The sequence below is a fragment of the Pseudomonas sp. FJ2-5-13 genome (assembly GCF_029201605.1).
GTDB lineage: Bacteria > Pseudomonadota > Gammaproteobacteria > Pseudomonadales > Pseudomonadaceae > Aquipseudomonas > Aquipseudomonas lactis.
This window is the reverse complement of sequence record NZ_CP104045.1, coordinates 591,744-604,969: the sequence shown is the minus strand read 5'-3', so window position 1 is coordinate 604,969 and position 13,226 is coordinate 591,744. Positions and strand designations below refer to the sequence as shown.

General features: G+C 61.7%; 10 protein-coding genes. 3 read left to right on the top strand and 7 right to left on the bottom strand.

Features of this window, described 5'->3' with window-relative positions; translation table 11 throughout:
- Positions 1-57 precede the first annotated feature (57 nt).
- Both N2A98_RS02590 and asd read left to right on the top strand, forming a co-directional pair.
- Entirely contained in the window at positions 58-873 is an 816-nt protein-coding gene (locus N2A98_RS02590; protein ID WP_125969437.1) for a rhodanese-like domain-containing protein, read from the top strand.
- Between the two features lie 15 nt (positions 874-888).
- On the top strand, positions 889-1,749 hold the full coding sequence (gene asd / locus N2A98_RS02585) for an archaetidylserine decarboxylase (RefSeq protein ID WP_003188035.1): 861 nt from the start codon (positions 889-891) through the stop codon (positions 1,747-1,749).
- Positions 1,750-1,879: 130 nt separating this feature from the next.
- Here the strand turns inward: asd and serB are convergent, their stop codons facing one another.
- Positions 1,880-3,094 (bottom strand): phosphoserine phosphatase SerB, encoded by a 1,215-nt coding sequence (serB, locus tag N2A98_RS02580; protein ID WP_003188034.1) that lies wholly within the window; start codon positions 3,092-3,094, stop codon positions 1,880-1,882.
- Between the two features lie 133 nt (positions 3,095-3,227).
- Between serB and N2A98_RS02575 the strand changes: the two genes are divergently transcribed.
- Positions 3,228-4,760 (top strand): HAMP domain-containing protein, encoded by a 1,533-nt coding sequence (locus N2A98_RS02575; protein WP_044270970.1) that lies wholly within the window; start codon positions 3,228-3,230, stop codon positions 4,758-4,760.
- Between the two features lie 215 nt (positions 4,761-4,975).
- Here N2A98_RS02575 and N2A98_RS02570 read toward each other — a convergent pair whose 3' ends face one another.
- From N2A98_RS02570 to cpdA, 6 genes are all read right to left on the bottom strand, one after another.
- Positions 4,976-5,689, bottom strand: a complete 714-nt coding sequence (locus N2A98_RS02570; protein ID WP_032873461.1) for an ABC-type transport auxiliary lipoprotein family protein — start codon at positions 5,687-5,689, stop codon at positions 4,976-4,978.
- A gap of 173 nt (positions 5,690-5,862) precedes the next feature.
- Positions 5,863-8,127, bottom strand: coding sequence for a DNA topoisomerase IV subunit A (gene parC, locus N2A98_RS02565; RefSeq protein WP_275622989.1), 2,265 nt, complete (start codon positions 8,125-8,127; stop codon positions 5,863-5,865).
- Between the two features lie 70 nt (positions 8,128-8,197).
- On the bottom strand, positions 8,198-9,193 hold the full coding sequence (locus N2A98_RS02560; RefSeq protein WP_125969435.1) for an esterase-like activity of phytase family protein: 996 nt from the start codon (positions 9,191-9,193) through the stop codon (positions 8,198-8,200).
- Positions 9,193-11,097 carry a DNA topoisomerase IV subunit B gene (gene parE, locus N2A98_RS02555; protein ID WP_003188026.1) on the bottom strand — a complete coding sequence of 635 codons (1,905 nt, stop codon included), beginning with the start codon at positions 11,095-11,097 and terminating at the stop codon, positions 9,193-9,195. Before parE ends, N2A98_RS02560 begins: the two co-directional genes overlap by 1 nt.
- A gap of 46 nt (positions 11,098-11,143) precedes the next feature.
- A complete protein-coding gene (locus N2A98_RS02550; RefSeq protein ID WP_275622988.1) occupies positions 11,144-11,752 on the bottom strand; it encodes a YqiA/YcfP family alpha/beta fold hydrolase in 609 nt (202 codons plus the stop codon).
- Positions 11,753-12,330: 578 nt separating this feature from the next.
- Positions 12,331-13,143, bottom strand: a complete 813-nt coding sequence (gene cpdA, locus N2A98_RS02545; protein ID WP_044270962.1) for a 3',5'-cyclic-AMP phosphodiesterase — start codon at positions 13,141-13,143, stop codon at positions 12,331-12,333.
- Between the last annotated feature and the right edge of the window lie 83 nt (positions 13,144-13,226).

Sequence of the window (13,226 nt, the reverse complement as noted above, 5' to 3'; positions counted from 1 at the left end):
TGCTTGCGCTACAATCACCGGCCTTTATCACCAACATTTGTGCCCAGGAGACCTCACATGCCTGACTTCTCTGGCTTGCCGCTGGTGATCGAATCCGCCGACCTGTTAGGTCGCCTCGATTCCAAGCACTTGATACTGGTGGACCTCACCAGTGCTGCCCGCTACGCCGAAGGGCATATCCCCGGCGCGCATTTCGTTGACCCCAAGCGCACCCAACTGGGCCAGCCACCCGCACCCGGCCTGCTGCCGAGCAAGGCCGACCTGGAAAAACTGTTCGGTGAACTGGGCCACACCCCGGACGCCACCTATGTGGTCTATGACGACGAAGGCGGCGGTTGGGCCGGGCGCTTTATCTGGATGCTCGACGTGATCGGCCACCAGAAATATCACTACCTCGACGGTGGCCTGCTGGTATGGCTGGATGAAGGCCACGCGCTTTCCACCGATGTGCCCCCAGCAGCCGGCGGCCCGGTCAGCCTTACGCTGCACGACGGCCCTACCGCCACCCGTGAATACCTGCAAAGCCGTCTCGGCGCGGCCGACCTGGGGATCTGGGATGCTCGTGGCCCGCTGGAGTATTCCGGCGAGAAAGTGCTCGCAGCCAAGGGCGGCCACATTCCCGGCGCGGTGAACTTCGAATGGACCGCCGGCATGGACAAGGCACGCAACCTGCGTATCCGCCGTGACATGCCGCAGATCCTCGAAGACCTCGGGCTGACCAAAGACAAAGAAATCATCACCCACTGCCAGACTCACCACCGCTCTGGCTTCACCTACCTGGTGGCCAAGGCGCTCGGTTATCCGCGAGTCAAAGGTTATGCCGGTTCCTGGGGCGAATGGGGCAACCACCCCGACACCCCCGTTGAGATTTAAGGTTTAAGGACAGTTATGAAAAAGCAGTTGTTTATCCTCAGCCAGTACTTGCTGCCGCACCACTTGCTGTCGCGCCTGGCCGGCTGTATCGCCGAGTGCCGCGTGCGCTGGTTCAAGAACGCCTTCACTGCCTGGTTCGCCAAGCGCTACCAGGTGGACATGTCCCAGGCCCTGGTGGAAGACCTGAGCGCCTACGAGCACTTCAACGCCTTCTTCACCCGCGCGTTGAAAGACGGCGCCCGCCCGTTGGATCCAACCCCAGGCGCAGTCCTGAGCCCTGCCGATGGCGCGGTCAGCCAGCTAGGCCCGATCGAACATGGCCGTATCTTCCAGGCCAAGGGCCACAGCTTCAGCGTGCTGGAACTGCTCGGTGGCGATGCAGCGATGGCTGCGCCGTTCATGGGCGGCGAGTTCGCAACTATTTACCTGTCGCCCAAGGACTACCACCGGGTGCACATGCCATTGGCCGGTACCCTGCGCGAGATGGTGTATGTGCCGGGTCGGATTTTCTCGGTCAACCAGACCACCGCCGAAAACGTGCCGGAGTTGTTCGCCCGTAACGAGCGCGCTGTCTGCTTGTTCGACACCGAACGCGGCCCGATGGCCGTGGTGTTGGTGGGTGCGATGATCGTTGCGTCGATTGAAACCGTGTGGGCCGGCTTGGTGACGCCGCCCAAGCGCGAGCTGAAAACCTTCCGCTACGACGAAGCGGCTCGCGCGCCGATTCATCTGGAAAAAGGTGCGGAACTGGGTCGTTTCAAACTGGGATCGACCGCCATCGTGCTGTTCGGGCCGGACCAGGTGAAGTGGGCTGAAGAACTGGCAGCGGGTACGCCGGTGCAGATGGGCCAGGGTATCGCCTTGCCTAAAGCCTGATCGACACAACCCCTGTAGGAGCGAGCTTGCTCGCGAAGCACTCAAGAGCACCGCGGGCATCCAGAATGCCCGGGTAATCGTTGACGATTTTCGCGAGCAAGCTCGCTCCTACAGGTGGTTGAGTGGCGCCCTAGAGCTGACCGTCGCGGTCACGCAAGCCCAGCAGGTACAGCACGCCATCCAACCCCAAGGTCGAAATCGCCTGCTTGGCCGATTGCTTGACCAACGGCTTGGCACGGAACGCCACGCCCAACCCGGCAATCGCCAGCATCGGCAAGTCATTGGCGCCATCGCCGACCGCAATGGTCTGCTCCAGACGTAAGCCTTCCTTGTGCGCCAATTCCTTGAGCAGGTCGGCCTTGCGTTGCGCGTCGACAATCGGCTCCACCGCCACGCCAGTCACTTTGCCATCCACCACTTCCAGCTCGTTGGCGAATACATAGTCAATGCCCAGCTTGGCCTGCAACTGCTTGGCGAAGTAAGTGAAGCCGCCGGACAGGATGGCAGTCTTGTAGCCCAGGCGCTTGAGTTCGGCGAACAGGGTTTCGGCGCCTTCAGTCAGGCGCAGCGACGCGCCGATCGAATCCAGCACGCCCACGTCCAGGCCCTTGAGCAACGCCAGACGTTCCTTGAAGCTGGCACGAAAATCCAGCTCGCCGGCCATCGCCCGCTCGGTAATCTCAGACACTTGCTCGCCCACACCGGCCGCCTTGGCCAGCTCGTCGATGACTTCGGCTTCGATCAAGGTGGAGTCCATGTCGAACACCGCCAGGCGGCGGTTGCGACGGAACAGGGAGTCTTCCTGGAAGGCGATATCGACGTTCAGTTCCTGGGCCACGCTCAGGAAGTCGGCGCGCAGCGCTTGCGCGTCAGCCGGTTCGCCGCGTACGGAGAACTCGATGCAGCCCTTGCCCTTGTCGGCCGGAGTGTCTAATGGCATGCGACCCGACAGACGGTCGATATGGTCGATATTCAATCCGTACTGCGCGGTAATGGAACTGACGCGCTGCAACTGCTCCGCCGTTACCTTGCGGGTCAACAGGGTGACAATGTGGCGCTTTTTGCCCTGGCCTTCGACCCAGTGTTGGTAATCGGCTTCGGACACCGGGGTGAAACGCACCTGTTGATCGAGCTTATACGCCGTAAACAGGATGTCCTTGAGTACCGAGGAGGCCTGCTCGGTGCTGGGGATTTCCACCAGGATGCCGAACGACAAGGTGTCGTGGATCACCGCCTGGCCGATGTCGAGAATGTTCACACCACCCTGGGCCAGGACGCCGGTAATGGCTGCGGTGAGACCCGGTCGGTCTTCACCCGTGATGTTGATCAGGACAATTTCGCGCAAAGCGCACCCCCAGGCTGGAAAAAAACCGCATTCTACCCACTTTCAGTGACCATCGGGCACAGCCAGCGCTTTGCCGGCCATGGGCCTGTCGCTATACTGCGCGTCAACTTCACGGACCAAGAGCCGAGCGCAAGTGAACCGGCCCACGCCAGTAAAAACCGATAACTTCTTCCTGCTGATCTTCCGGGCACTGCGCCATCGCCGTGTACCGATTGCATTGCGCATCGCCAGCCATAACGTGATCCTGGTCGCTCTGGCCCTGGTGATCTACGCCTGCGTGATGGGTTTGCAGTTCAAGCAGGCCATGCACGAGCAGGCTGATGCCCTGGGCGCGAGCCTGACAACCCAGACCGCCACTTCGGCGACTGAGTTGCTGGTGTCCAACGACATCCTCAGCCTCAACGTGCTGCTCAACAACCTGACCAAGAACCCGCTGGTGGCCCACGCCGCTATCTATAGCGTGGACAACCGGATCATGGCCGAGGCCGGGCAGCGCCCGAAAAACGGCCTGCTCGGTGAGGCCGAAGGCCTGTACCAGAGCAATATTACGTTCCAGGACGTGAAGGCCGGCCAACTGCGTATCAGCCTTGATATGCAACAGTTCCAGCAGCCCATGACCATCAGCCTGCAGAGCATGGGCATCCTGAGCGCGATCCTGCTGGCTTTGGCCCTGGCCTTGAGCCTGCGCCTGGGCCGGCATATCTCCACGCCGTTGATGCAACTGCGCATCTGGCTGCGGGATATCGACGAACACACCCCGGCTACCGATCGCCAGGACGAAATCGGCGACCTCGCGCGCCAGCTCCACGCCAGCTTTGCCCCGGAGCCCAAAGCGCCTGAAGTCGAGCCCGAGCCTGAGTACGACGACGCCGAGGACTACACCGACGAGCCTGAGTTTGAAGTGCGCGACCTGCGCGACCCAGGCTTCGACGACAGCGCCCCGGTGGCCGGCCTCAAGCCTGCACCGCGCCATGTGATCAAGGCCGAGGAAGACGAGCTGGACGACGAAGACCCGTTCGCCGACCTGCGCGACACCTCGGCAGCCGCCCCGGTCGCCGCACCGAAACCGGTTGTGGTCAAGAACGCCGAGCCGCAGCACAGCGCCGTACTCGCCGTGCAACTGGGTGCCCAGGAGCAACTGCGCCGCCTGCCCCGTGCCCGCCTGACCGAACTGCTCGAACGCTACCGCGACTGCCTCGACCAGGCTGCTTCGCTCTATCAGAGCGAACTGCATACCCTGAACGATGGCAGCACGCTGATGCTGTTCCACAGCGAAGACAGCGGCGAAGACTACCTGACCAACGCCATCTGCTGCGGCGAGCTGTTGCGCGCCCTGGGCCACGCCCTGCAGATCGAAGTGGCCGACAGCGGCATTACCCTGCAACTGCAGTTGGGCCTAACCGTGGGTGACGACCTGTTTGGCATGAGCCAGATCGACCTGCTGCTCACTGAAATCGCCCAGGATGCCCTGGCCCTGTCCCAGCACAGCCGCAACCTGTTGCTGGTGGAGCGCAAGATCAGCGAAGACACACTGATCCGCCAACGCGCACGTATCCGCCCGATTGCCAGCCCTGAGGGTGCCAGCTGTGTGGAGCGGTTGATGGAGCCGTATCCGTCGATGCTGGAACGGCAGTTGGCGCGGATGCATGAGACCCGCAAGCCCTGAGGCATAGCGTTATACCTACTGTGGAGCCGGGCTTATGTGGGAGCGGGCTTGCTCGCGAAAGCGGCGTGTCAGTCAACTGATGTGACCCTGACACACCTCATTCGCGAGCAAGCCCGCTCCCACACAAGCTCGCTCCTACATTTGGTTTGTGGTATTCGCAGCCCAATAAAAAGGCCCGCTTATTCAGCGGGCCTTTTGTTTGTGCGCGATTCAGATCAGAACCTGAACACTTCCAGATCGGTGCGAATCGGCGTAGCCATCGGCATCTTCGGTTTTTCCGGGGCCGCAGGCTTGGCCTGGGCCGGGGCTTGCTTACGCGGCTGCGCTTCGGCAATCGGCGGCTGGTTGGCCAATGGCTTGAGCGCCACCGACAACTGCTGAGCCAAATGCTGCAACAGCACACCCTGGGCCTGGACCTGGGACGCGGTGGTGCCTGCATGTTCTTCCTGCAGGTGCACAATGCGGTTGTCCCGCACTTGCCCGCGACGGTCGATCAGGCGCCACTGTGCATCCAGGATCGCCGGTTGCGACTTGCCGGAGTCCAGCCGCGTGATGGTCAGCAATACCTGTACATCCGGAGTGAACCCGGAGGGTCCCGGTGCCAAGACCACACGCTGGCTGTCCAGCTGGCCGGCGACCTGACGCAACATCAACTGATTGATATCCGACGACAGGCTACCGGCCCAACGACCATCTGTGGAACCTTGCAGGCTGCCGTCGTTCTGACGTTGAAGCAGGGTTTCGCGTTGCAGGTAGTCGGCAACGACTACCGGCCCCAGCAATACTGCCATGCCAGCGGTTTGAGCTGGCTGAGCCGGACTTCCGCTGTCCAGCTGGTACAGCGACACCGGTTGGTGTGTGCTGCAACCCGCCAACCCCAAAAGGCCAGCGAGCATCAAAAATAGAGGAAGGCGTGGAGCAGTCATCATCCCATCCAAGTGGCTGCCACAAGGCGAACCACAATGTAATACTAAAAATAACCTGAACACGCTCGGCCACGCCGGCGCTGGAAAGGCCATATCATCCGTGAATATGCGCCATGACTCCAGCGCGAAAGCATCGATCTACGCGTTAAATCGTAGATCGAGGCCTCTAGTACCGCTTAAACCGGCGTTTCGACCAGCAAGGCATCCACTCGCTGGAAGCCTCGTGGCAGTTTGTTACCTCGCCGGCCACGCTCACCCTTGTAGTGTTCAAGGTCGTCAGGGCGCAATGACAACGTGCGCTTGCCGGCCTGGAGTACCAGGGTAGAGCCTTCCGGGACCACGGCGATATCAGTCACATACTCCTCGCGACTGGCCACCCGGTCACCGGGAATCCCGATAATCTTGTTGCCCTTGCCCTTGCCCAACTGCGGCAAGTCGCTGATCTTGAACACCAGCAGGCGCCCTTCAGTGGTCACCGACGCCAGCCAGTTGGTTTCACGATCTTCCACCGGCCTTGGCAGAATCACCTTGGCGTTGTTCGGCAGGCTCAACAGCGCCTTGCCCGCCTTGTTCTTGGCCTGCAGGTCTTCACCCTTGACCACGAAACCGTAACCGGCATCGGAAGCGATGACATACAGCGAATCATCGTCCGGCAGCAGTACGCACTCGAAATTCGCCCCCGGTGGCGGCGTGAGGCGCCCGGTCAACGGCTCGCCCTGCCCCCGTGCAGATGGCAGGGTATGGGCCGGCACCGAATAACTGCGCCCGGTCGAGTCGATAAACACCGCGAACTGATTGGAACGCCCGGCGGCAGCGGTCTTGAAACCATCACCGGCTTTGTACGAAAGGCCGGTGGCGTCAATATCATGCCCCTTGGCGGAGCGAACCCAACCCTTTTCCGACAGAACGACGGTAATTTTCTCGTTGGGCAACAGCTCGGTTTCGGTCAGAGCTTTCGCTTCAGCACGCTCGACGATAGGCGAGCGACGGTCATCGCCATAGGTTTCGGCATCTTTGATCAGTTCGCTGCGCACCAGCTTCTTGAGCTTGGCTTCGCTGCCCAGCAAGGCTTGCAGCTTGGCTTGTTCCTTGAGCAGCGCATCCTGCTCGTCGCGCAGCTTCATTTCTTCCAAGCGTGCCAACTGGCGCAAGCGGGTGTCGAGGATGTAGTCCGCCTGGATTTCGCTCAGCTCGAAACGCGCGATCAGCTCGGCCTTCGGGTGCTCGGCGGTGCGGATGATATGGATCACTTCATCCAGGTTGAGGTAGGCGATCAGCAAGCCGTCCAACAGGTGCAAGCGGCGCTCAACCTTGTCGAGGCGGAATTGCAGGCGGCGGCGCACGGTCTGTACGCGGAACTCCAGCCATTCCACCAGCAGGTTGCGCAGGTTCTTGAGCTGCGGCTTGCCGTCCAGGCCGATGATGTTGACGTTGACCCGGTAGCTGGACTCCAGGTCGGTGCTGGCAAACAAGTGCTGCATCAGCACTTCATGATCCACCCGGCTGTTGGTCGGGATGATCACGATGCGGCACGGGTTCTCGTGGTCGGACTCGTCACGCAGGTCGGCCACTTGCGGCAATTTCGACGGCTTGGCCTGCATCAACGCGGCGATCTGCTCCAGCACCTTGGCACCTGACACCTGGTGCGGCAGCGCGGTCACGATAATGTCGCCGTCCTCGATGTGGTACACGGCGCGCATACGCACCGAGCCCTTGCCGGTTTCGTACATCTTCAGCAGGTCGGCGCGCGGCGTGATGATTTCTGCTTCGGTCGGGTAATCCGGGCCCTGGATATGCTCGCAGAGCTGCTCGACCGTAGCCTTGGGCTCATCGAGCAAGCGCACGCAGGCGGTGGCGACTTCGCGCAGGTTGTGCGGCGGCACGTCGGTGGCCATGCCGACTGCAATACCGGTGGTGCCATTGAGCAGGATGTTCGGCAAACGCGCCGGCAACACCAGGGGTTCGTCGAGAGTACCGTCAAAGTTCGGCCCCCAGTCCGCGGTGCCCTGGCCCAGCTCGCTGAGCAGCACTTCGGAATAACGCGACAGCCGCGCCTCGGTGTAACGCATGGCGGCGAAGGATTTGGGGTCATCCGGTGCACCCCAGTTACCCTGGCCGTCCACCAGGGTATAGCGGTAGCTGAACGGCTGGGCCATCAACACCATGGCTTCATAGCACGCCGAATCGCCGTGGGGGTGAAATTTACCCAGCACGTCACCGACGGTACGCGCCGACTTCTTGTGCTTGGAATCGGCGTCCAGGCCCAACTCACTCATGGCGTAGATGATGCGCCGTTGCACGGGCTTCAGGCCGTCGCCGATATGCGGCAAGGCACGGTCCATGATCACGTACATGGAGTAGTTGAGGTAGGCATTTTCGGTGAATTCAGCCAGCGACCGGCGTTCTACGCCATCTAAACTGTCTGCGAGGATGTCACTCATGCGGGCCTCATCATGGGGTAAGGCGCAGTGGAACTGCCGCTGCGCTGATTCAATTCAAAAAAATCTCGATTCATGGCTGGGCACTCCAGCCGCCGTCCGGGGCGGCGAAACGATAGACCATCGGACGCTTTTCACCATCGGCACGCGGGCCGAAATTGTTATCGATGCCGACCCAGGCACCGTCGGCATCCACCAACAGGGCTTCAGCCAAGCCATACGACTGTGGGTAACGTCGCTGCGGTGTCAGGGCTTCGTCGGCAAACGACCAGCACCGCTCAACCTTGGCCGTGAGCGGGTCGCGTCGGCAGATCTGGAACGCATTGCGCTCCAGGGTAAACAGCTTGCCGTTGAACAGCGACAAGTCGGCAAAGTCCTTGGACACAGCCTTGGCGTTGGGGAACTGCGCCGGCTGCACTTCCTGGCCGGCCTCGCTCAACAATACACAACGGCCATCGCAATCCCATACGCTCTGCCCACGCTTAATCGAGACCAGGCCACGACGTTCGCGCTCGGCAGCCAGCCAGATCTGATTGCCTTCCGGGTTTACCGCCAGGCCTTCGAACAAGGCATTAAAGTGCAGCAACATGCCACTGGCTCTGGCTTCGCGCACCATCCCCGGCGCGATTTTCAACCATTCGGGCGCGCCCGCCGCCGGCACCTGCAGCACCGCGGCATGGGCTTCGCTGACAATGTAGCGATTGCCTGCGGCATCACAGCTGATGCCTTCAAAGTCCAGGTCACCGCCGCGTATGAACGAAGCGGCCTTGGTACGCGAACGCAAGCCCCAAGGCAGGCCGGACTCAGGCACGGGCGGCACGTCGATCTTTATTGCCTCGGCGCTCCAGGTCGGCGCACGGGTATCCAGGCGGTAGATCTGGTCGTCATCGCGGTCCGAAACCGTCCACAGCTCGTTACCACACAACGCCAGGCCCGACAGGTTCCCACCGCGCATGCCGTCCACCGGATGTTCCGAGACCAGCTTGAGCTCTGCCACGCTGGCGGCAGCCACCTGGGTGACCGCCAGCCCACTCAACATCAGGATCGCCAGGGCGACGCCTGTGCGCATCAGCCCAGCACCTCGGCCAGGTTGCCTTTGGATTCCAGCCAGGTCTTGCGGTCGCCGGCGCGTTTCTTCGCCAGCAGCATGTCCATCATTTCCGAGGTGGCGGCGAAGTCTTCCAGGGTCAACTGCACCAGGCGCCGGGTGTTCGGGTCCATGGTGGTTTCGCGCAGTTGCGGCGGGTTCATTTCACCCAGGCCCTTGAATCGCGTGACCTGTGGCTTGCCGCGTTTCTTCTCGGCCACCAGGCGGTCGAGGATGCCATCGCGCTCGGCTTCGTCCAGGGCGTAGAAAATTTCCTTGCCCAGGTCGATGCGGTACAGCGGCGGCATGGCGACGTAGACGTGACCGGCATCCACCAACGGGCGGAAATGCTGGACGAACAACGCGCACAGCAAGGTAGCAATGTGCAGGCCGTCGGAGTCGGCGTCGGCGAGGATGCAGATCTTGCCGTAGCGCAACTGGCTCATGTCCGCCGCGCCTGGGTCTACCCCGATGGCCACGGCGATGTTGTGTACTTCCTGACTGGCGAGCACTTCGCTGCCATCGACTTCCCAGGTGTTGAGGATCTTGCCGCGCAACGGCAGGATCGCCTGGAATTCCTTGTCCCGCGCTTGTTTGGCGGAACCGCCGGCGGAGTCACCCTCCACCAGGAACAGCTCGGAACGCATCGGGTCTTGCCCGGCGCAATCGGCCAGTTTGCCGGGCAATGCCGGGCCCTGGGTGATGCGCTTGCGCTCGACCTTCTTGCTGGCTTTCAAGCGACGGCCGGCGTTGTTGATCGCCAGTTCCGCCAGGGCCAGGCCCAGCTCTGGGTGCTCGTTGAGCCACAGGCTGAAGGCGTCCTTGACCACACCCGAGACAAACGCCGCCGCCTCGCGGGACGACAGGCGCTCTTTGGTCTGGCCGGAAAATTGCGGTTCCTGCATCTTCATCGACAGCACGAACGCGATGCGCTCCCACACGTCTTCCGGCGCCAGCTTCACGCCGCGCGGCAACAGGCTGCGGTATTCGCAGAATTCACGCATGGCATCCAGCAAGCCTTGGCGCAAACCGTTGACGTGGGTGCCGCCCTGGGCCGTGGGGATCAGGTTGACGTAGCTTTCCTGCACGCTGTCGCCACCTTCGGGCAACCACAGCAGCGCCCAGTCCACCGCTTCTTTATTACCCGACAGGCTGCCGCAGAACGGCTCGTTGGGCAGGCGTTCGAAGTCGCTGACCGAGTCTTCCAGGTAAGAGCGCAGGCCGTCTTCGTAGTGCCACTCGACCTTCTCGCCGGTGCCTTTGTCTTCAAAGCTGACCAGCAGCCCCGGGCACAACACAGCCTTGGCCTTGAGCACGTGCTTGAGGCGACTGATGGAGAATTTGGGCGAATCGAAATACTTGGGGTCCGGCGCAAAGTACACGCTGGTGCCGGTGTTGCGCTTGCCCACGGTGCCGATCACTTCCAGGTCGGTGGCTTTGTAGCCATCGGCGAAGGTCATCTGGTACTCGTTGCCGTCGCGCTTGACCTTGACCCGCACCAGGGTCGACAGCGCGTTGACCACAGAAATACCCACGCCGTGCAAACCGCCGGAGAACTGGTAGTTCTTGTTGGAGAACTTGCCGCCGGCATGCAGCTTGGTAAGGATCAGCTCGACGCCCGGCACACCCTCTTCGGGGTGAATGTCCACCGGCATGCCACGTCCGTCGTCGGACACTTCCAGGGAATGGTCGGCGTGAAGGATGACTTGCACCGACTTGGCGTGCCCGGCCAAGGCTTCGTCGACGCTGTTGTCGATGACTTCCTGGGCAAGGTGGTTCGGCCGACTGGTGTCGGTGTACATGCCGGGGCGTTTGCGCACCGGGTCGAGGCCCGAGAGGACTTCGATGGCGTCGGCGTTATAAGAGCTAGCGCTGGGAGTGGCCATGGGGTCTCGTCGTGAGTCGTTCGATTAAAAAGTGACCTGCGATTTTCTACAGTGACGAAAAATCGAAGGATTGAAACTGATCTGCGCCAATACCGGCAAAGCACAACAGTGTCGGCAATTGCTGGGCGAACCCCTGGTAACCATGGTCGCCACCGGCCTGGATGCGCAAGGCACAGGCCCGGTAATACTGTTGGGCCAGGCGATAATCCAGGGTTTCGTCCCCGGTCTGCAACCACACCTGATAACGCCCGGCATCCTGGGGCGCCGGTACTTCCAGCTCGGCCAGCGCCGTGACGTGGTCCTGTGTCAATTCCCAGGTCTCATCGGTGTAGAGGTTCTTCTGGGTGCCCAGGTAACCGTCAAACATCCGATGGGGGCTGACCGCCGGGTTGACCAGCAGCGCCTTGAGGCCATGACGTTCGGCAAGATGGGTTGCATAGTAGCCGCCGAGTGAGCTGCCGACCAGCAGTGGCCGGCCCAGTTGCGCAATCGCTTGCTCCAATTGAAGAATTGCCTGACGAGGATGGTGATGCAGCGCCGGCACACGCAACTGGTCGGACAGGCCAAGGGCATCCATCACAGTGGTCAACTGGCTGGCCTTGTTGGAAGCCGGCGCACTGTTGAAACCGTGGATATACAGGATCGAAGCGGACATGCCGGGCTCTCCGTGCTGGGGCCAAAGAGGCGCAGTTTACAGGGAATGCAGGCAGAAGCGGACCCAATGTGGGAGCTGGCTTGCCTGGGATGACCATAGGTATCTACATAACTTTGTGGGCTGTAGCCCCAGACGGTAACCACGATGCGAAGCGAGCCGCTCTTGATCTTGATCTGCTTTTGATCTCAAGCGCCCCGTCAAACCACGCTGGCCGGAATTCGACAGGGATTTGGGGGGTAAACCGGCAGGGATGCCGGTTTAGCCGCCCCGCGCCATGGATGGCGCGTGGCGGCGGCCCCCCAAATCACTGGCGGATTACGGGCACACCGAGCCTAAGCGAGGTGCCGAGTGGTGGGGCAAGAGCCCTTTGGTTACTTTGGGGCTTTTCCAAAGTGACCCGCCGTCAGGGCGGAACCCTAAGTGGCCGTTACCGCAACAATGGATATGTACACAATCCAACTGTGTTGACTGCCAGGCCGCCTTCGCGAGCAAGCCCGCTCCCACATTTGGATCGCAACGCGCCAGGTAGAAAGCCGTCGGCTGTCAGCGCAGGCAAGCCAGCTCCCACAAGTGAGGCCTTAGTAGCCGTTGCTGCCGTAATCGATGGTGAATGCAAAGCCGACCAAACGCTCCACCCCCGTCTCCAACCGTCCGTCGCCATGCAAGCGCAACCAGCGATACCCCGGCGCCTGCTCGCTGACCTGAAAGTCCTCACTCCCCGGCGCAAACTGGATACAGGTGGACGGCGAAGCCAGCAGCCGCACACCGTCGCGCTCGCTGTCGATCTCCTGATGCACATGCCCCCACAGCAATGCCTTGGTCTGCGGAAAGCGCTCAAGCACGGCAAACAGCGCTTCGGGGTTGCGCAGACCAATTGGCTCCATCCACGCACAGCCGATAGGCACCGGATGATGGTGGAAACACACCAGGTGATGGCGGCCCGGCGCTTCGCTCAAGGCCTGCGCCAGCAGTTGCAGTTGCGCGTCTTGCAGGTAGCCCGGCACAGACCCAGGTACCGCCGAATCCAGCAGAGTGATACGCCAGTTGCCGATATCCACCACCGGCTCGAGCAAATCACTGTGCATGGCAGCCTGGGCCATGACCTGCGGCTCGTCGTGGTTGCCAGGAATCCAACGCGCCGGAGCGCCAAGGGAGGCGGTCAAATCGCGAAACTGCTGATAGGACTCAAGCGTGCCATCCTGGGACAGATCGCCGGTCGCCAGTATCAGGTCGATGGCCGGCTGTTGCGCGCGCACCAGCTCGACCACCCGCTGCAGGCTTTCACGGGTGCTCATGCCCAGCAGCGTGGCGTCAGGGTCGGCAAACAGATGGCTGTCGGACAACTGCACCAGCAACACGGCATCAGGATTCACGGCGGATACGCTCGGCAAGGCGCTCTCCCTGGTAACGACAGGAATGGATGTTGGCGCGATTATGCTGGGGCAGGACACAAAGAGGAAACCCAAGGAAGCAG

Bases quoted from the DNA above. Each gene is read 5' to 3' on its own strand.
- N2A98_RS02590 (WP_125969437.1), top strand. From the start codon at position 58: ATGCCTGACTTCTCTGGCTTGCCGCTGGTGATCGAATCCGCCGACCTG.
- N2A98_RS02560 (WP_125969435.1), bottom strand. From the start codon at position 9,193: ATGCGCACAGGCGTCGCCCTGGCGATCCTGATGTTGAGTGGGCTGGCG.
- asd (WP_003188035.1), top strand. From the start codon at position 889: ATGAAAAAGCAGTTGTTTATCCTCAGCCAGTACTTGCTGCCGCACCAC.
- N2A98_RS02550 (WP_275622988.1), bottom strand. From the start codon at position 11,752: ATGTCCGCTTCGATCCTGTATATCCACGGTTTCAACAGTGCGCCGGCT.
- N2A98_RS02570 (WP_032873461.1), bottom strand. From the start codon at position 5,689: ATGATGACTGCTCCACGCCTTCCTCTATTTTTGATGCTCGCTGGCCTT.
- parC (WP_275622989.1), bottom strand. From the start codon at position 8,127: ATGAGTGACATCCTCGCAGACAGTTTAGATGGCGTAGAACGCCGGTCG.
- parE (WP_003188026.1), bottom strand. From the start codon at position 11,097: ATGGCCACTCCCAGCGCTAGCTCTTATAACGCCGACGCCATCGAAGTC.